Annotated in this window: 16 protein-coding genes and 1 pseudogene; 4 read left to right on the top strand and 13 right to left on the bottom strand. The window is 71.5% G+C overall.

Annotated elements, in window-relative coordinates:
• The first annotated feature begins 5 nt into the window (after positions 1-5).
• On the top strand, positions 6-587 hold the full coding sequence (locus QOM21_RS25665) for a TMEM165/GDT1 family protein (RefSeq protein ID WP_407553380.1): 582 nt from the start codon (positions 6-8) through the stop codon (positions 585-587).
• A gap of 141 nt (positions 588-728) precedes the next feature.
• Here QOM21_RS25665 and QOM21_RS25670 read toward each other — a convergent pair whose 3' ends face one another.
• Both QOM21_RS25670 and QOM21_RS25675 read right to left on the bottom strand, forming a co-directional pair.
• On the bottom strand, positions 729-1,391 hold the full coding sequence (locus QOM21_RS25670; protein ID WP_407553381.1) for an HAD-IA family hydrolase: 663 nt from the start codon (positions 1,389-1,391) through the stop codon (positions 729-731).
• A gap of 215 nt (positions 1,392-1,606) precedes the next feature.
• Complete coding sequence (locus QOM21_RS25675) at positions 1,607-2,488, bottom strand: peptidoglycan-binding protein (RefSeq protein ID WP_407553382.1); 882 nt, start codon at positions 2,486-2,488, stop codon at positions 1,607-1,609.
• Positions 2,489-2,799: 311 nt separating this feature from the next.
• On the opposite strand from QOM21_RS25675, the gene QOM21_RS25680 reads away from it, so the two are divergent.
• Positions 2,800-4,914: a DHA2 family efflux MFS transporter permease subunit gene (locus QOM21_RS25680; RefSeq protein ID WP_407553383.1), complete on the top strand. Its 2,115-nt coding sequence runs from the start codon at positions 2,800-2,802 to the stop codon at positions 4,912-4,914.
• 34 nt (positions 4,915-4,948) lie between these two features.
• Here the strand turns inward: QOM21_RS25680 and QOM21_RS25685 are convergent, their stop codons facing one another.
• The 6 genes from QOM21_RS25685 to QOM21_RS25710 all read right to left on the bottom strand — a co-directional run bounded on the left by QOM21_RS25685 (position 4,949) and on the right by QOM21_RS25710 (position 10,773).
• Positions 4,949-5,470 (bottom strand): GNAT family N-acetyltransferase, encoded by a 522-nt coding sequence (locus tag QOM21_RS25685; protein ID WP_407553384.1) that lies wholly within the window; start codon positions 5,468-5,470, stop codon positions 4,949-4,951.
• 100 nt (positions 5,471-5,570) lie between these two features.
• Complete coding sequence (locus QOM21_RS25690) at positions 5,571-5,900, bottom strand: antibiotic biosynthesis monooxygenase family protein (protein ID WP_407553385.1); 330 nt, start codon at positions 5,898-5,900, stop codon at positions 5,571-5,573.
• 77 nt (positions 5,901-5,977) lie between these two features.
• Positions 5,978-7,102, bottom strand: a complete 1,125-nt coding sequence (locus QOM21_RS25695; RefSeq protein WP_407553386.1) for a DUF2330 domain-containing protein — start codon at positions 7,100-7,102, stop codon at positions 5,978-5,980.
• 182 nt (positions 7,103-7,284) lie between these two features.
• The gene (gene proP, locus QOM21_RS25700; protein WP_407555809.1) at positions 7,285-8,640 is read right to left on the bottom strand and encodes a glycine betaine/L-proline transporter ProP; all 1,356 of its coding nucleotides are present in this window, start codon (positions 8,638-8,640) and stop codon (positions 7,285-7,287) included.
• Positions 8,641-9,239: 599 nt separating this feature from the next.
• Positions 9,240-10,241: a CU044_5270 family protein gene (locus QOM21_RS25705; RefSeq protein ID WP_407553387.1), complete on the bottom strand. Its 1,002-nt coding sequence runs from the start codon at positions 10,239-10,241 to the stop codon at positions 9,240-9,242.
• Entirely contained in the window at positions 10,234-10,773 is a 540-nt protein-coding gene (locus QOM21_RS25710; RefSeq protein ID WP_407553388.1) for an RNA polymerase sigma factor, read from the bottom strand. Before QOM21_RS25710 ends, QOM21_RS25705 begins: the two co-directional genes overlap by 8 nt.
• Positions 10,774-10,910: 137 nt before the next feature.
• Between QOM21_RS25710 and ctaD the strand changes: the two are divergent.
• Both ctaD and QOM21_RS25720 read left to right on the top strand, forming a co-directional pair.
• Positions 10,911-12,473 (top strand): annotated as a pseudogene (gene ctaD, locus QOM21_RS25715) (cytochrome c oxidase subunit I); the annotation flags it as partial.
• A 44-nt stretch (positions 12,474-12,517) separates the two neighbouring features.
• On the top strand, positions 12,518-12,853 hold the full coding sequence (locus QOM21_RS25720) for a hypothetical protein (RefSeq protein WP_407555811.1): 336 nt from the start codon (positions 12,518-12,520) through the stop codon (positions 12,851-12,853).
• An 84-nt stretch (positions 12,854-12,937) separates the two neighbouring features.
• Here QOM21_RS25720 and QOM21_RS25725 read toward each other — a convergent pair whose 3' ends face one another.
• The 5 genes from QOM21_RS25725 to QOM21_RS25745 all read right to left on the bottom strand — a co-directional run bounded on the left by QOM21_RS25725 (position 12,938) and on the right by QOM21_RS25745 (position 17,444).
• Positions 12,938-13,621 (bottom strand): hypothetical protein, encoded by a 684-nt coding sequence (locus QOM21_RS25725; RefSeq protein ID WP_407553389.1) that lies wholly within the window; start codon positions 13,619-13,621, stop codon positions 12,938-12,940.
• Positions 13,622-13,831: 210 nt separating this feature from the next.
• Positions 13,832-14,353 (bottom strand): DUF6114 domain-containing protein, encoded by a 522-nt coding sequence (locus QOM21_RS25730; RefSeq protein ID WP_407553390.1) that lies wholly within the window; start codon positions 14,351-14,353, stop codon positions 13,832-13,834.
• 1 nt (position 14,354) lies between these two features.
• The gene (locus tag QOM21_RS25735; RefSeq protein WP_407553391.1) at positions 14,355-14,975 is read right to left on the bottom strand and encodes a DUF6230 family protein; all 621 of its coding nucleotides are present in this window, start codon (positions 14,973-14,975) and stop codon (positions 14,355-14,357) included.
• A gap of 337 nt (positions 14,976-15,312) precedes the next feature.
• Entirely contained in the window at positions 15,313-16,068 is a 756-nt protein-coding gene (locus QOM21_RS25740; RefSeq protein ID WP_407555813.1) for a MerR family transcriptional regulator, read from the bottom strand.
• Positions 16,069-16,211: 143 nt separating this feature from the next.
• Entirely contained in the window at positions 16,212-17,444 is a 1,233-nt protein-coding gene (locus QOM21_RS25745) for a cytochrome P450 (RefSeq protein ID WP_407553392.1), read from the bottom strand.
• Between the last annotated feature and the right edge of the window lie 77 nt (positions 17,445-17,521).

The following is a 17,521-nucleotide window of genomic DNA, read 5'->3' on the forward strand; positions in this document are numbered from 1 at the left end:
GCCCCGTGTTCAGCTTCACCGTCGCAGCCGTCGTCTTCGGCGTCGTCTTTCTCGCCGAGCTGCCCGACAAGACCGCCCTCGCCGGGCTGATGCTCGGCACCCGCTATCGCGCTTCCTACGTCTTCGTCGGGGTCGCCGCCGCGTTCCTGGTCCATGTCGCGCTCGCCATCGCCGCGGGCAGCGTGCTCACCCTGCTCCCGCACCGCTTGGTGCAGGCGGTCGTGGGCGTCCTCTTCCTGGCCGGCGCGGCCGTCCTGCTGTTCAAGAAGGACGACGAGGAGGAAGAGGTCAAGAAGCCCGCCGACCAGAGCTTTTGGAAGGTCTCCGGGGCGGGATTCATGATGATCCTGGTGGCCGAGTTCGGTGACCTGACGCAGATCATGACGGCCAACCTCGCCGCCCGTTACGACGACCCGGTCTCGGTCGGCGTCGGCGCCGTGCTGGCCCTCTGGGCCGTGGCGGGTCTCGGCATCCTGGGCGGCCGCACGCTGATGAAGTACGTGCCGCTCAAGCTGATCACCAAGGTCGCGGCCGGCGTCATGATCCTGCTGGCCGGTTTCAGCCTGTACGAGGCCATCGCGGGCTGACGGGCCGGGCCCGGCCGCGCCCGTTCCCGGATGTCGCATGCGAAAGGGCCCGGCCGCCGTGGAAGGCGGGCCGGGCCCTTGTCGTGTGTCGCGGGTGCCCGGGCTTCCCGCCGGGCGGTCGCGCGTCCGAGCCGGTCCGGCTCAGGGCGCCAGATGCAGAGCGATGGTGCCGTCGGACAGCGCCTCGACGCGGATCTGGGTGAGGTCGCGGACGTGCGCCGTGGGGGCGAAGGCGGCGGCGCGGTCGCCGACGCCGACGACGCGCATGCCCGCCGCGCGGCCGGCCGCGATACCGGCCTCGGAGTCCTCGAAGACGAGGCAGTCCTCTGGGGCGTACCCCAGCTCGGCCGCACCCTTGAGGAAGCCCTCCGGGTCGGGCTTGCTGGCGCTCACGCACTCCGCGGTGATCCGTACGGACGGCATGGCGAGCCCGGCCGCGCCCATGCGGGCGTCCGAGAGGGCGATGTCGGCGGAGGTCACCAGGGCGTGCGGGAGGCCGGCGATCGCGTTCATGAAGGCGGGGGCGCCCGGGACCGGCACCACGCCGTCGGTGTCGGCGGTCTCCTGCTCCAGCATCCGGCGGTTGTCCGCCATGTTGAGTTCCATCGGGCGGTCCGGGAGCAGCGCGGCCATGGTGGCCCAGCCCTGACGGCCGTGCACGACCTTGAGGACGTCCTCCACCGGCAGTTCCCGCTCGGCCGCCCAGCGCCGCCAGCAGCGCTCGACGACGGCCTCGGAGTTCACGATCGTGCTGTCCATGTCCAGCAGCAGTGCGCGGGCGGTGAGCGTGGTGGTGGCCGTCATCGGCGGGCTCCTGAGCGCTACGGGCGGGCGCTGATCGAACAGCGGCGGGCCGAGAACCCGATCGGTCCCGGCCGAGAACACAAGCGGTCCCGCCCGCCGGTCAGGGAAAACGGGCGGAACCACTTTGTTCCTACACGATACAAAACGTTTCCGGGTGCCGACAACCGGCCCTGGTCAGAGGCGGACGGGATGGTCCCGTGGGCGCCTGCCGGCGGCTACGGCTCGCGGGTCCGCGACTCCAGGGATGCGCGGGTGGCTGTGCCGTACACCCCGTCCGGGTCGCCGAGCACGCCGTAGGTCTGCTGATACCGGGAGACCGCGGAGCGGACGCCCGCGTCGTACCGGCCGTCGTCGTCGCCGACGTAGAGGGCCAGCTGCCTCAGACGGTCCTGCAACTCCGCGACCTCGGGGCCGCTGGACCCTTCGCGCAGCACGATCGGCCCCGTCGGCGGGGCGCTCGGCCCCTCACCGCCGGGGGCCGCCGTGACGCTGCCGGACGCCCGGGTCGGTACGGGCGGGCGCGGTGTGGAGGTCCGGTACAGCTCCGGCGTGCTGTCGGGGGCCGCGCGTGTGCTGACCTCCCGGGACACCGGAGGTGACGAGGCGGGGGAGGGGCTCGCGCCGCCCGTCGGGGGGTGCGCGTCGCCGCCGGTCGGGAAGGCCGCGGTGGGGGCGGAGGTGCCTTGGTCGGGCAGCGCGGCCTCATGGCGTTCCCCGCCGGACAGCGCGTCGCCGGCGATGAGCACGACGGCGGCGGCCACGGCCGCGCCGGCGACCGCCAGCACGGCGGGGACGGTACGTCGGCCGCGGGGGCCGGGCGGTGGGCCGCCGGGTGCTGTCGGGTCCGCCTCGGCCGGCGCCGAGGTGAACGTCCTGGAGGTCGGCCCGGCGCGGCGCCGGAGCGCGGGGGCATGAGCGGTGGCGGGCGGTGTGTCGGCGGGGCGGGTGTCGGCGGGCGGTGCGGGGGCGGGCGGTACGTCGGCGGACGTTGCCTCGACCGGCCGTGCCGGGGCGGACGCTGCTGCCCCGTACGTCCCATGAGCCCCGGCCGCCTCATCCGTGCCGTCCGTGTCCCCGTCCGCCTCGCGTAACGACACGTATGGCCGTATGTGCAGCGGATCAAAGTCCTCGGCGCCGGCCGCCGCGCACAGGCAGGAGGGCCGGCCGTCTCCTCGTGCGGGTGCGAAGCAGTGCGGGCATGTTCCTGCCGTCACGAGCGGTCCCCTCCCTGGCGGTCCTCGAACCGGCAGCGATTATCCAGAGGCGGCCGGGGTCCGCACAGGCACTCCGCAACATCCGTCAGGTGTCCCTCGCGTGACGGCCGGGCGGCCGGGACCGCCGGACCGTCTCTCGGCGGGCCGTATCGGGTGATTGCCACCAGGATGGATGAAAGCTCCGAAGGGCCGCCGTGACAGGAGAGGACGGCCCGGAACAGAGGGAGACGTACATGGCGCAGGACGCCGGCGCACCTGCGGTTCCCGGCGAGGGCCAGTCCACACGGACGGTCCTCGTCGCGATCGGCGCGCTGTTGCTCGGCATGCTCATCGCGGCCCTGGACCAGACGATCGTGGCCACCGCGCTGCCCACGATCGTCAGCGAGCTGGGCGGCCTGGACCATCTGTCCTGGGTGGTCACCGCCTACCTCCTGGCGTCGACCGCGGCGACTCCCCTGTGGGGCAAGCTCGGTGACCAGTACGGCCGCAAGAGGCTGTTCCAGACCGCCATCGTGATCTTCCTGGTGGGCTCGGTGCTGTGCGGCGTCGCGCAGAACATGCCGCAACTCATCGGCTTCCGGGCGCTCCAGGGCCTGGGCGGCGGCGGCCTGATCGTGCTGTCCATGGCGATCGTCGGCGACATCGTGCCGCCCCGCGAACGCGGCAAGTACCAGGGCCTCTTCGGTGCCGTCTTCGGCGGTACGAGCGTCCTCGGGCCGCTCCTGGGCGGGGTGTTCGTCGACCACCTCAGCTGGCGCTGGGTCTTCTACATCAACCTCCCCATCGGCGTCATCGCCCTCGCCGTCATCGCCGCCGTGCTGCACATCCCGGTCCGCCGCACCCCGCACCGGATCGACTACCTCGGTACCGCCCTGATCGCCGCCGTCGCCGCGTCCCTCGTGCTGATGACCTCGCTCGGCGGGGTCAGCTTCCCGTGGGGCTCCTGGCAGATCATCGGGCTCGGCGTCCTCGGTGCGGTGCTGCTCGTCGCGTTCGTCGCCGTCGAACGCCGGGCCGCCGAACCGGTCCTGCCGCTGCGCCTGTTCACGCTCCGCACGTTCTCCCTCTGCGCGGTCATCGGATTCGTCATCGGCTTCGCGATGTTCGGATCGATGACGTATCTGCCGACGTTCCTCCAGGTCGTCCAGGGGGTGTCGCCGACGCTGTCCGGGGTGCACATGCTGCCCATGGTGCTCGGCATGCTGATCGCGTCCACCGGCTCCGGGCAGATCGTCAGCCGCACCGGGCGCTACAAGGTCTTCCCGATCTCCGGCACCGCGGTGGTGGCCATCGGCCTGCTGTTGCTGCACCAGCTCGACCCGGCCAGCAGCGTCGCCGCGATGAGCGCCTACTTCTTCGTCTTCGGCTTCGGGCTCGGCCTGGTCATGCAGGTGCTGGTGCTCATCGTGCAGAACGCCGTCCCGTACCAGGACCTGGGCGTGGCCACCTCCGGGGCGACGTTCTTCCGCTCCATCGGCGCCTCCTTCGGCGTCTCCATCTTCGGCACGATCTTCGCCAACAAGCTGGGGCCGCGGATCTCCGCGGCCCTCGCCGGGCAGCAACTGCCGCCCGGCGTCGACCCGTCGGGTCTCGCGGAGGACCCGCGGACCGTGGCGCGGCTCCCGGCCGGGCAGGCGACCGGGGTGCTCAACGCCTACTCCGTCTCGATCACGGATGTCTTCCTCTACGCCGTGCCGGTCGTCCTCGTCGCGTTCGTACTGGCCTGGTTCCTCAAGGAGGAGCCGCTGCGGGGCAGCGTCACCGCGCCGGACACCAGCGAGGTGGTCTCCTCCAACCCCGTCGAGCGCTCCTCACGCGACGAATGCGCCCGCGCGCTGTCCAAACTCGGCAGCCTGGAGGGCCGCAAGCACATCTACGAGAAGATCACCGCACGGGCCGGCCTGGACCTCAGACCGGCGGCGAGCTGGCTGGTGCTGCGGATGTACCGCTACGGCTCGGTGGAGCCCGGCCTGCTCGCCGAGCGCAGCACCGTGCCGCACGGGGTGATCTCCGAGGCCGTCCGCCAGGTCGAGGTGCGCGGACTGGCCGCACGCGAAGGGCTGTTGCTGCTGCTCACCGACCGCGGGCGGGAGACGGCGAGCCGGCTTTCGGACGCCCGGCAGGAGTCGCTCGCGGAACTGCTGGGGGACTGGTGGACGCGGGACCGGCCGACCGATCTCACCGAACTCGTCGCGGAGTTGACCAAGGAGCTGTGCGGGTCGGACGGGGAGGAACCGCACCACGAGGACGCCCGCCGAGCGGTGCCGCGCACGCCGCCGTCGCCGCGCCCCCCGGACCTCGCGAAGTGAGCGGCGGGCCGGGGCGGGAGTTCGACGGAGCCCTCTAGGGAGGCGGCAGCCGCTTCTCGAAGTAGATCTCGGCGTAGTCGTCGTGGTGGTAGGGCGCGATCTCGACGAAGCCGTGCCGCTCGTAGAGCGCGATGGCCTCCACCAGGTCGCGGCGGGTGTCCAGCCGGATCCGGTCGGCACCCAGGCCGGCGGCGGCCCGTTCGGCGGCCGTGAGCAGTCCGCCGGCGGCGCCCGTGCCCCGCCGGTCGGCCCGCAGGAACATCTGCTTGAGTTCCGCGGTGCGCGGGTCCAGCAGCCGCACCCCGGCGCACCCGGCAGGGGTGCCGTCGTACCGGGCGACCAGCAGCAGACCGTTCGGCGGCGCCAGATGGTCCGCCGGATACGCCGCCAGTCCCTGCTCGATCTCCTGCGGCGTCGAGCGGCGTCCCTGGTGCAGCGTGAAGTACCGGTCGGCGACCTCGGTGTAGTACTCCCGCAACAGGGCCCTGGCGTCGGGCGAGTGGAACGGCTCGACGGCGACGGCCCACGGAGGGGGCAGCGGAACAGCGTCACTCATGACGCCATTGTGGCGGCGGGTGCGCGGCGGCCCGTACGCGGCCCGTGCCGCCTCCCGAGGGCCGTGGGGCGGGCGGGTCACCGCGCCCGCCCCGACAGGGTCAGCCCTGCTTGGGGCCCGTCTGCTGCACGACCTCGAAGGACCACAGTGTGGAGCCGGACGCGGCGGGCTTGGGCCGCTCGCCGCCCTCGGCGCCGCCGCCCTGGTGCGCGGCCTTCATCGGGCCCTCCATCCATGCCTGGAAGGACTCCTCGTCGCGCCAGCGGGTGTAGACGAGGTACTGGTCGGTGCCCTCGACGGGGCGCAGCAGCTCGAACCACTCGAAGCCGTCCGAGCTGTCGACCGTTCCGGCCCGGGCACTGAAGCGCTTCTCCAGGACCTCACGCTGCTCGGCCGGCACGGTCAGTGCGTTGATCTTCACGATGCTCATGGGAACCATCGTGCCGCATGGTGCATAACGGATGCCGTCCAGGTCCTCCGGCCGGCACGGCGGCGGGAGTCGGCGGGTCACACGGGGAGATGGGGGAGCCGTCCCGGTGGCCGGGGCGCGGTCCGGCGGCGGCGCAGCAGCACGATCAGGACGACCGTCGGCGGCAGCGCCGACACGGCGCCCACCGCGAGGACCCACGCGGGCAGGGAGCCCACCTTCAGCAGGACGTCCTCGTACTGCACCCGCTGGAACGGCGTGTCCGCGGCCGCGCGTCGCAGCTCGTGGTCGCCGCTGATCCGTTGCGGCCGCGGGAACTGCTGGTCGAGGGCGGTGAGGTAGGTGTCGCCGCGGCCGGTGAGGCGGCGTACGGCCTTCGTGGGCCGGATCCGGCCGGCGAAGAAGACCTCCGGGGGCGACCCGCCGATGGAGCTGCGTGGCTCCATCCGGTGCGACGCCAGCACATACAGGCCAAGTGACTGCGGTGTGGTGGCGAGCCGGGAGAGCCGCATGGGGTAGATGAGGCGCTCGCTGGGGAAGGACAGCCGGAGCGGTTCGAGGGTGCCGGACAGGGTGCGGTTGCGTTCGGCGGGGGCCAGCCGCACCGCGACGTACTCCCAGCGCTGCGCCACGTACGGGCGTAGTTCGGTCGCCAGGGACGCGGGGAGGCGGAACCCCTGGGAGGTCAGCCAGTCGCCCAGCGCGTCGGGGTCGGAGGCGGTCAGCCGCGCGACGTCGAAGGGGCCGAGGCGTTCCCGGCCGACCACCCCGACGCCCGGGCCCTGCGCGCCGGGCGCCGGGGCGGCCGCGCCGTCCATGTCCCCGCCGAACGGCCAGTCGCGGCCGCGGGGCCAGAAGTAGTGGCGCTGTTCGACAGCGGGAGAGGTCTCCGCGGCGAGCTGCCGGAAGAGGGCGGGGTCACCGAGTTCCACCTCGGCGCGGTGCGGCACCGGCATGATCCAGGCGGCGTCCGGCGCGGTGCCGTTCACCGTCAGACTCATGACGATCCGCTCGGTTCTGCCGTCCCACTGCACGACGGATGTCTCGCGGTCCACCGCCAGCGCGGTCTTCGGGTCGTGCACCATCGCCCCGCACCCACAGGCGTACGCCGGCCTGGCCAGGGACACCAGTTGCGCCGCCAGCAGGAACAGCACCATCCACAGGGCCCGTTGCCGCCCCCTCGTGCGCGCCGTCGCCACGCTCATGTCCGTCCCCCGTCGGTGACCTGCCGATCGAGGTGATCGGCACGGTCACAGACGGGCGGGACGCTCTCGCCGGTTCCGGCCGCCGCCGTCGGACGACGGGTGAGGCGGCCTTCCGGCGGGCCCGGCGGCCACCGGATCCGTCGGACCGCCGTGGAACGGGGGCCGCGGGGTTCGGGAAGCGGTCAGGCCGCCGAGCGGCGGGAGGCGCCGGCGAGTTCGCGGGCCTCCGCCTCGGTCTCCACCGCGGGCGGCGAGCCGGGCAGCGGCTTGCGGGCGCTCTCGGACATCAGCAGGACGGCGATGCCGCCGATGACGGCCGCCGCCATCATGTAGTAGGCGGGCATCATGCGGTCGCCGGTCGCGCCGATGAGGGCGGTGACCACCAGCGGCGTGGTGCCGCCGAAGAGCGATACGGAGATGTTGAAGCCGATCGACAGCGAGCCGTAGCGCATCTTCGTCGGGAACAGCGCGGGCAGCGTGGACGGCATCGTCGAGGTGAAGCAGACCAGCAGCAGGCCCAGCGCGGCCATGCCCAGCGCGATCGCGACCAGCGATCCCTGCCGGATCAGCAGCAGCGCGGGCACCGACAGCACCAGGAATCCGGCGCAGCCCGCCGCGATGACGGGGCGGCGGCCGAAGCGGTCGGTGAGCCGCCCGGCGAACGGCTGGACGCACATCATCACCACCATCACGGCGAGGACGACCAGCAGCCCGTGCGTCTCGTCGTACTTCAGCTCCGAGGTCAGATAGCTGGGCATGTACGACAGCAGCATGTAGTCGGTGACGTTGAAGACCAGGACGAGGCCGATGCACAGCAGCATCGCCCGCCACTGGCCGAAGATCATCTCGCGGATGCCGGCGCGCTTCTCCGCCTGCCGGCGCTCCTTCTCCTTCGTCCGTGCCTCCTTCTCCAGCCGGGCGAAGGCCGGGGTCTCCTCCAGCCGCATCCGCAGGTAGAGGCCGATGATGCCCATCGGGCCCGCGATCAGGAACGGGATCCGCCAGCCCCAGGAGTGCAGGTCGTCGGTGGACAGCAGCGCCGTCATCAGGGTGACCAGGCCGGCGCCGCCGACGTAGCCGGCCAGGGTGCCGAACTCCAGCCAGCTGCCGAGGAATCCGCGCTTCTTGTCGGGCGCGTACTCGGCGATGAAGGTGGCGGCGCCGCCGTACTCACCGCCGGTGGAGAAGCCCTGCACCAGACGAGCCACGAGCAGCAGGACGGGCGCTCCCACGCCGATGGAGGCGTAGGAGGGGATCAGGCCGATGGCGAAGGTGCCGGCCGCCATCATGATCATGGTGATCGCGAGGACCTTCTGCCGGCCGATCCGGTCACCCAGCGGACCGAAGACCATGCCGCCGAGAGGACGCACCAGGAACGCCGCCGCGAACGCCCCGAACGTCGACAGCAACTGCGCGGTCGGGTTCCCGGACGGGAAGAAGACGTGTCCGAGGGTGACCGCGATGTAGCTGTAGACGCCGAAGTCGAACCACTCCATCGCGTTGCCGAGGGCGGCGGCCGACACCGCGCGCTTGACCATCGCGGGATCGACGACGGTGGGCCCGCCCGCCGTCCGCTTCTCCAGGTCGGGTGCGGCCTTGTCTCGGCCGTCACCGTGGGTACCGGAACCGGGTGCGACGGGGGACTGCGTCGGCACGTGCTCGCTCGCCTGCGCTCTCTTGGAAGACGTCATGACAGTGCCCGCCACACAGTGGCGGGGCAAAGGTCGACCATAGGTGCAGACCGGACCATCACGGACAGTGCACGGATGACCCCGCAGGCGGCCGCGAACCGTTCCTCGCAAGGGAAACGCCGATTCCGGGCGCGGTCCGGCGGGGCGGCGGTTGTGATCCTTCTCGCGGTGACCGGCCGCAACCGGACCGCCCTGTGACCTGCGGCACCGTCGACGGGCCGGGGGCCCGGGCGCTCGCGGAACCCTCCCGGCGGCGGTATCCCAACGGCACCGCCGCACGTCACGCGCGCGAACGGCGCGGCGGTGCCGTACACCGCCGCGCCGATGGATCGTCGCGTTCCTCAAGGATCCGGCATACGGGCCCACCCCGCCACTCGGGGCGGGCACCGGGGCGGGCCGGTGCCGGGCGCGGGCGCGGGCGTACGGCCGGGGGGCGGCCAGACGCCTCACGGCATCCACGCCTCGTACGACAGCACCTCCCCGGAGCTGATCCTGAAATCGGGGAGGTCCTTGGTGAAGGTGATCTCGCTGCCCAGCAGCCGCCCGGATCGGGGGTCGAGGATCACCATCTGCCGGGTGGCGTCCAGAGCGCCGTCGGGCCCGTCGTAGACGTACGCCTGACCGTGGCGGCCCAGGCGGTCGGTGACCGGGCCGGCCGGGCGCAGCCCGCCGGTGCCGGCCAGCAGGCGGACGACGGCCGCGGTCTCGCGCGGCCCCGGGGTCCACTCCTGGAGGAACGAGGAGAGCGCCGAGAGGAGTTGTGGCGTCCGCGGGCCGCTGCCTCCGTAGTGCGCCGCGAGGTGCGCGCGGAGCGCCGCGGGCCCGGCCGGGGGCCGGCCGGCGGCGTTGTCCCCGGTGCGCGAACCGGCCGGATATGTGGTGCGCCGCAGCACCTTGCCGTTGTTGACGATGCGCCAGCTGCCGCCCGCGTCGTCGATGACCGTACGGCCGGGGTGCCGCGGGTCGGTGGCCGCCACCAGTTCCGCGCCGCCGCCGTCGGGCCGCCAGCGGGTGAGGCGCTCCTGCGGCACGGTGTCCGGGGGCGCCGCGTCCGGCCCCGCCTCCATGCTCAGGTACCAGGTCTGCAGATGGCTGCCGCGGCGCGGCCCGGCGTCCCTGCCCGCCGACCGCGCCACCTCCTCCGCCCGGCGCGCGAGCGCCTCCAGGGGCACGGATCCGGTGGCGCTGCGCGGGACGATCGGCGACGGAGCCGCGGCGGCGGGAGCGGCCCCGGCGCCGGAGAAGGTGTAGGCGAGCACGGCGACGAGGACGAGCACCGCGGCCTCGGCGCGCAGCACCAGGCGCCGCCGGGCCTGCCGCGCACGCTTGCTGGTCAGCAGGCGGTGCAGCGCGAACTCGGCGCGGGCATCCAGCGGACGGTCCCGCCAGGGGCCCGCGTCGGCCCGAACCGGATCGGCCGCACGCAGCACATCGAGTTCGTCAGTCATCGCGGTCGCCCCCTGTGCGTACGCTCACGGTCATCTGCATGCGGTCGATCTCCGAGCGAAGACGGCGCCTGGCGCGGTGCAGGCGCATGGCCGCCGCGCCGCTGCTGCAGTCCAGCACCACGGCCAGTTCCTCCAGGGTGAGTTCCTCCCAGGCGGTCAGCCGCAGGGCCTCCTGGTCGGCGGCGGAGAGGCGGCCGAGCGCCTCGTGCACCCAGGAGCCGGCCCGTTCCGCGTCCGGACTGTCCACGGTCTGCCGGCGGTGTGCCGCCTCGTGGTTGCCGAGCCGGTGCAGCAGCCGCCGGTAGCGGCCCATGCCCCGCACCGTGTTGGCGAGGCAGTTGCGGGCCACGCCGTACAGCCAGGGCAGCGGCGCGTCGGGGAGTTCGGTGCGGCGTCTCCAGGCTATGGAGAAGACCTCCGCCACCACTTCCTCGACCTCGTGTGCCTGCCCGTCCAGCCGCCGTGCCACGAAGCGGCTGACCGCCCAGTAGTGCGCGCGGTAGGCATCGGCGAAGGCTTCGTCCGTGCTCATGAACCGTTGATGTCCGGCATGGCCCCGATCTTCACACCTCGCGCGGTGAGACTTGCCACGCGCTTCCGCGGCGGTTCGCCGCGCCCTGCCGTGAAGTGCGCGACCTGTGCGGACACCTACCGGGCATGAGGCTTCCCGTGCAGTGGCTCACGACCACCGACCACAAGACCATCGGCACGCTCTACCTGGTCACGTCGTTCGCGTTCTTCTGCGTCGGCGGCCTGCTCGCGTTGCTGATGCGCGCCGAGCTGGCCCGCCCGGGCCATCAGATCGTGTCCAACGAGCAGTTCAACCAGGCGTTCACGATGCACGGCACGATCATGCTGCTGATGTTCGCGACGCCGCTGTTCGCCGGTTTCGCGAACTGGATCATGCCGCTGCAGATCGGCGCGCCCGATGTGGCGTTCCCGCGGCTGAACATGTTCGCCTACTGGCTCTACCTCTTCGGCTCGCTGATCGCGGTCGGCGGCTTCCTCACCCCGCAGGGTGCCGCGGACTTCGGCTGGTTCGCCTACGCACCGCTCTCCGACTCCGTGCGGTCACCCGGTATCGGCGCGGACATGTGGATCATGGGTCTGGCCTTCTCGGGTTTCGGCACGATCCTCGGTTCGGTCAACTTCATCACGACGATCATCTGCATGCGTGCCCCTGGCATGACGATGTTCCGGATGCCGATCTTCACGTGGAACGTGCTGCTGACCGGTGTGCTGGTTCTGCTGGCGTTCCCGGTGCTGGCGGCGGCGTTGTTCGCGCTGGAGGCGGACCGTAAATTCGGTGCGCATGTCTTCGACGCGGCCAATGGCGGCGCTCTGTTGTGGCAGCACCTGTTCTGGTTCTTCGGGCATCCGGAGGTGTACATCATCGCGTTGCCGTTCTTCGGCATCGTTTCCGAGGTCATTCCGGTGTTCGCGCGGAAGCCGATGTTCGGTTACATCGGTCTGATCGCGGCGACGATTTCGATTGCCGGTCTTTCGGTGACGGTCTGGGCGCACCACATGTATGTGACGGGCGGCGTGCTGTTGCCGTTCTTCTCCTTCATGACGTTCCTGATCGCGGTGCCGACGGGTGTGAAGTTCTTCAACTGGATCGGCACGATGTGGAAGGGCTCGTTGTCCTTCGAGACGCCGATGCTGTGGGTGATCGGCTTCCTGATCACGTTCACCTTCGGTGGTCTGACCGGTGTCATCCTGGCTTCGCCGCCGATGGACTTCCATGTGTCGGACTCGTACTTCGTGGTGGCGCACTTCCACTACGTGGTCTTCGGCACGGTGGTGTTCGCGATGTTCGCCGGCTTCCACTTCTGGTGGCCGAAGTTCACCGGCAAGATGCTCGACGAGCGGCTGGGCAAGATCACGTTCTGGACGCTGTTCATCGGCTTCCACGGCACGTTCCTCGTCCAGCACTGGCTCGGCGCCGAAGGCATGCTGCGCCGCATCCCGGACTATCTCGCCGCCGACGGATTCACCGCCCTGAACACCGTCTCGACGGTCTTCTCCTTCCTCCTCGGCAGCTCCCTGCTGCCGTTCTTCCTCAACGTCTGGAAGACCGCGAAATACGGTCGGAAGGTCGAGACGGACGACCCCTGGGGCTACGGCCGTTCGCTGGAATGGGCAACGTCCTGCCCGCCCCCGCGGCACAACTTCCGTACGCTGCCACGTATTCGTTCCGAATCCCCGGCGTTCGACCTCCACCACCCGGAGACCGTGCCTGAGGTCATGAGCGGGGCGCGCGTGTGAGTGAGGGAATGCGGATGGACGAAGCCATCAACGAGATCGAGGGATATCTGCTCTGGGAGGCGGAGAAGGACCGGGCCCGCACCCGCGCGGAGTCCTTCAGCGCCGGCCTGCCGTGGCTCACCGACACCCAGCGCGAAGAGGTCGAACGGCGGTATTGCCAGGACCAGCGCGAGACGTCGCGGGCCTACCTGGAGCGCATCGCGGTACGAAGTTCCGCCCTGCGGGCCGAATACGAAGAGGTGTACCGCGACCTGCGGCGGAGGCTGCTCACCGCCTGGGTGAGCGGGATGGCGGCCGTGGCGGTGCTGGTGGCGCTGGCCGCCGCCGGCCTCGCCGCGCGATGAGGCGCGGCGAGGCCGGGGCTGTCGTACGGCGTGCGCTCCGGTGTGACGGCCGCGGGCGGTGCGCCCGCGGCCGTCACACCTCGCTCAGCCGGTGACGGTGATCTGGGAGGCGGGGTCGGTGGTGTCGGTGACCTTGTAGGTGGCGTTGAACGTCGAGCTGGTCGCGCTGGTGGGACAGCCGAAACCGCCCACCACCTTCACCGGAACCGAGGCGTTGGTGAAGGTCAGCGTGGACGGCGCGCCGTTGGCCCAGGTGCCGTTCACCGTCGCCGCCCCGGTGGGCGCGGCGGTGACCGTGCACGACGCGAGGCCGCTGGTCTTGAGGACGAACCCGGCGGTGGGGATGGTCAGTCCCGCGGTCACCGGCGCGCCGTTCTGCATGGCGACGCCCCAGCTCCCGGTCGTGGTGACGGTCGCGCTGACGCCGGGCATGCTCGTGGTGCAGGACCCGTAGGTCGCCGGCGAGATGGAACTGCTCACCGGCCCGGACGCGTTCTGGTTTCCGGGCGCCGCCGGGACCTGCCCGCTGGAGGTCGAGGTGGTGCAGGTGACGGTCACCGATCCGGCCGTGAAGGTCGCCTTGCCGCTGAGAGTGGCGGTGAAGCCGTGACCGGCGGGGCTCACGGTCGTGGACGCGGCGGCCGCGGACGGGGCGTCGGCGGGCTGCGCCGTGGCGGAACCGGTAGCGGCCAGTGACAGTGCGACGGCCGCGACGATGCCCGTTCCGGCGGCGAACAGAGCGCGCGGACGGTGCGTGGGGTGCGTCATGCGGGTCTCCTTCTGAGGGGGATGCCGATGGTGCGGGGATGCGGGTGTGCGTGTGCGGACCCGAGCGCGCCGGGTCAACCGCTCGCGGCAGGTGACCGGGCACCGGGACACAGAGGGGTGAGCGCCGGGCGGCGCGCGTGCCGGCGCTCATCGAGCCGTACGGCAGCCTGATGGCGTGCGTACGGCGGGGCAGTTGCTGTGTGCGGGGGCTTACGACCCGGCGGGAGCCGGTGCGGACGGGGCCGCGGGCTCCTCAGGGGCAGGGTCGGCGGCGCCCGCGGGGTCCGCGGCCGGGATCGGCTGCCAGGCGAAGATCATCGCCCCGCCGAAAATCCCCAGGACGGTGCCGATCAGGAACCCGCCGAGGTTGGACATCACCAGTGCGGCCGCCGCGCACAGGACCGTGAGGACGCCCGCGAGCCCGCGGTAGTGCGGCGCGAACCACGCCGACAGGCCCATCAGGATCATCACCAGCCCCATCAGCACCGACGGGATACCGGCGATGCCCTGCTGGAGCATGATCTTCAGCGGTGCCAGCGGGAGCGCGCAGATCTCCACGCCGGCGAGGACGGCGGCCAGTCCGCCCCAGAAGGGACGGCCCTTGCGCCAGCGTCGCCACCGCGCCCACCCGCCGGGACGGGCGGGCTCCTCGTCACGGGCGGGTGGTGCGGGACGGGCGCCCGGCGCGGGCTCCGTCAGCGGTCCGGTTCCCCGGTCGGCGGCGGCCGCCATCTCAGAAGCATTCCTTCTTGCCCTTGGAGACCTTCATGCTCAGGCCGGAGAGCTTGAAGGTGCCCGCGTTGGTCGCCCAGGCGGTCTGCCGCAGGTTGCTGATGGTGACGTCGTCGGCCTGCTGGGCGAAGAGATCCTGCATGCCCTGCGCGCTGTCGGGGCCCTTGTCCAGAGTGGAGGCGTCCCGGCCGATCTCGATCCGGTGGAAGGAGGCGTTGCCGGACAACTGGGTGGCGTCGACGAAGAGATCGGCCGCCTCGACGGGCTTGCCCTTGGTGCCGGCGCTGAGGTTGAGCGAGATGTCGCCGATGACCGGTAGACGGGTGACGACCGACTGGCACAGGTTGTTCAGCTCCGCCGACTTGATCGCGGTGACGGCGACCGGCAGGAGCTCGCCCCTGGCGTTGGCGTCCACGCTGCCGTACTGGGCGAAGCCGTCGCCCTTGAGGCTGTCGGCCGAGACCTTGAACTGCTGCCCCGAGACGGCGAACGAGGCGGCGAGGGCCCCGTTGGCCAGAGCGATGCCCAGGGCGGCGGTGCCGGCGAGGGCCGGGACGGAGAGCACGGCGAACTTCCGCCAGCTGATGCGTCCCGTGACATGTCTGCCGTGTGCGTCCTTCATGACGTGTGTCCCCTTCGAAGAGCGGTGGGTCGCGCTGTCGAAACGTGTGGGGGGAGTGCGTGGTGCTGCGTTACGGGCCGTGCGAGCGGCGGCGGAGCGCGGGCGAGCGACGGAAGCGTGGGGCCGGGGCGGGCAGGCCGTCGGACGCCCGGCTCCCGAGCGGCCGGGCGCGGCACGGCTGAGCCGCAGCCGGCAATACATGGGGGAGATCGTGCGGCTCTGTCGTACGCGGTGAAGAGCTGTGCGTGATTGTGCTGAACTGCCGAGTGTTACTGGCGAGTTGAATGTAAGTCTGCCAATGACCGCTGGCAAGGTTGCGAGAGCGACCGTTTTCGGACTACTGCGGCCCGGGGTCCTCGTCGCGGCTGAGGATCTCCCCCAGCTCGGCCCGCACCCGGCGCTCCATGGCCCGCGCGAATTCGGCGCTGACCACGTCACCTGCCACCGGCCGCAGCGATTCCACCGCCTGGGCGATGCGCTGGAGTTCGGCCGGGGAACGGTGGTCGAGGCCCGCGGCGCCGATCACATGCCTGCGGATCACCTCGACGAACCGGTCCGCCAACTCCGCCGCCCTGGACTGCGCGAACTCGCCGGCCTCCAGCACCACCGAGAGCGGGACGCCCTCCTTGACCAGGGCGAGTGTCCCGTCGAGAAGGCGGCGGCTGACATGGGTGACGGTGTCCCCGTCGACCGTGAGGTACCCCAGCTCGACGGCCCGCCGGATGGCGGCGTCGGTCGCCTCGTGGCCGAACATCGCCGCCAGGTCCTCCAGCGCGATCTCCACGGGCTCCTCACGGGACCATTCCCGGGTCATGGCCTCCTCCAGACCGAGGAGTTCGGCGACGCCGCTGCCCTGCTCCCAGGCCGCGATCAGCTCCGCGATACCGCTCACCGCGTAGCCGCGGTCGAGGAGGTCGGAGATCACCCGGAGCCGGGCGAGGTGCTCCTGGGTGTACCAGGTGACCCGGCCCTCGCGGCGGGGCGGCGGCAGCAGACCGCGCTCCTGGTAGTACCGCAGATTGCGCACCTTGACGCCGGCGGCCTGCGCCAACTCCGCGACACGGTATTCCTGTTGGCGCTCAGGTACGTCCATCACCCAGGAAAGTCTAGGCGCTTCCGGGCCTCATCCGGGTGACTTCCGGACGCGGAGCGGGCGCCCGACGCCGACCGTGGGGCGCCCGCCCGTCGTGGGTCGGGCGGGCGCTCCCCGCGGTGGAACGGGCGCCCGGTTTCCGGTCAGCCGTAGTGCACCTGCAACTCCTTGACGCCGTTGAGCCAGGCCGAGCGGAGCCGGCGCGGCTCGCCCGCCAGGGAGATGTCGGGCAGCGCGTCCGCGATGGCGCCGAAGATCAGGTTGATCTCCAGCACCGCGAGGGACTTGCCGAGGCAGAAGTGCGGCCCCCCGCCGCCGAAGCCGAGGTGCGGGTTGGGGTCGCGGGTGATGTCGAAGCGCTCGGGGTGGTCGAAGACCTCGGGGTCGTGGTTGGCGGAGGAGTAGAAGATCCCGACGCGCTGCCCCTTCTTGATCTGCGCACCGCCCAGTTCGGTGTCCTGGGTGGCGGTGCGCTGGAAGGAGACCACCGGCGTCGCCCAGCGCACGATCTCCTCCGCGGCGGTCGCGGGGCGCTCGCGCTTGTAGAGCTCCCACTGGTCGGGGTGGGTGAGGAAGGCATGCATGCCGTGCGTGATCGCGTTGCGGGTCGTCTCGTTGCCCGCGACCGCCAGCAGCAGGACGAAGAAGCCGAATTCGTCGGAGCCGAGGTTCCCTTCGTTCTCCGCCGACACCAGCCGGCTGACGATGTCCTTGGCGGGGCACTCCTTGCGCGCCGCGGCGAGGTTCATCGCGTACGAGATCAGCTCCATGGCCGCGTTGGTGCCGACCTCTTCGGTGATGGCCAGTTCGGGGTCGTCGTAGGCGATCATCTTGTTCGACCAGTCGAAGATCCGGGCCCGGTCCTCCTGCGGGATGCCGATGAGCTCGGCGATGGCCTGGAGGGGCAGTTCGCAGGCGATGTCCGTGACGAAGTCCCCGGTGGCCTTCTGCCGCGCCTCGGCGACGATGCGCGCCGCGCGCAGGCGGAGGGCGTCCTCCAGGGCGCGGATGGAGCGCGGGGTGAAACCGCGCTGGACGATCTGGCGGACCCGGGTGTGCTCGGGCGGGTCCATGTTCAGCATGATCAGTTTCTGCACGTCGATCTGGTCGCGGGTCATGGACGCGTTGAACCGGATGATCGAGGTGTTGAGATGCGCGGAGAAGATCTCCGGCCTGGTGGAGACCTCCTTCACGTCCTCGTGGCGGGTGACGACCCAGTAGCCGTCGTCGTCGAAGCCGGCGATGCCGTGCGGCTGGTCGTTCCACCACACGGGCGCGGTCTGCCGGAGCTGGGCGAACTCCGGCAGCGGTACGCGGTTCTGGTAGACGTCGGGGTCGGTGAAGTCGAACCCTTCGGGCAGGGCGGGGCATGGCATCGGCGACTCCTGGTCCGGTCCGGCCCGGGACCGGACCCCGATCCGTGTCCGGTCCGGGGCCGATCCGGGTCTGACGG

Source organism: Streptomyces sp. Pv4-95 (assembly GCF_045782725.1).
Taxonomy (GTDB): Bacteria; Actinomycetota; Actinomycetes; order Streptomycetales; family Streptomycetaceae; genus Streptomyces.

What these genes read in the sequence shown, in the direction of transcription:
- QOM21_RS25690 (WP_407553385.1), bottom strand. Translation starts at nt 5,900, where the DNA reads ATGAGCATCGTGAAGATCAACGCACTGACCGTGCCGGCCGAGCAGCGT.
- QOM21_RS25685 (WP_407553384.1), bottom strand. Translation starts at nt 5,470, where the DNA reads ATGAGTGACGCTGTTCCGCTGCCCCCTCCGTGGGCCGTCGCCGTCGAG.
- QOM21_RS25710 (WP_407553388.1), bottom strand. Translation starts at nt 10,773, where the DNA reads ATGAGCACGGACGAAGCCTTCGCCGATGCCTACCGCGCGCACTACTGG.
- QOM21_RS25705 (WP_407553387.1), bottom strand. Translation starts at nt 10,241, where the DNA reads ATGACTGACGAACTCGATGTGCTGCGTGCGGCCGATCCGGTTCGGGCC.
- QOM21_RS25745 (WP_407553392.1), bottom strand. Translation starts at nt 17,444, where the DNA reads ATGCCATGCCCCGCCCTGCCCGAAGGGTTCGACTTCACCGACCCCGAC.
- QOM21_RS25735 (WP_407553391.1), bottom strand. Translation starts at nt 14,975, where the DNA reads ATGAAGGACGCACACGGCAGACATGTCACGGGACGCATCAGCTGGCGG.
- QOM21_RS25695 (WP_407553386.1), bottom strand. Translation starts at nt 7,102, where the DNA reads ATGAGCGTGGCGACGGCGCGCACGAGGGGGCGGCAACGGGCCCTGTGG.
- QOM21_RS25670 (WP_407553381.1), bottom strand. Translation starts at nt 1,391, where the DNA reads ATGACGGCCACCACCACGCTCACCGCCCGCGCACTGCTGCTGGACATG.
- proP (WP_407555809.1), bottom strand. Translation starts at nt 8,640, where the DNA reads ATGGTCAAGCGCGCGGTGTCGGCCGCCGCCCTCGGCAACGCGATGGAG.
- QOM21_RS25730 (WP_407553390.1), bottom strand. Translation starts at nt 14,353, where the DNA reads ATGGCGGCCGCCGCCGACCGGGGAACCGGACCGCTGACGGAGCCCGCG.
- QOM21_RS25720 (WP_407555811.1), top strand. Translation starts at nt 12,518, where the DNA reads ATGCGGATGGACGAAGCCATCAACGAGATCGAGGGATATCTGCTCTGG.
- QOM21_RS25740 (WP_407555813.1), bottom strand. Translation starts at nt 16,068, where the DNA reads ATGGACGTACCTGAGCGCCAACAGGAATACCGTGTCGCGGAGTTGGCG.
- QOM21_RS25725 (WP_407553389.1), bottom strand. Translation starts at nt 13,621, where the DNA reads ATGACGCACCCCACGCACCGTCCGCGCGCTCTGTTCGCCGCCGGAACG.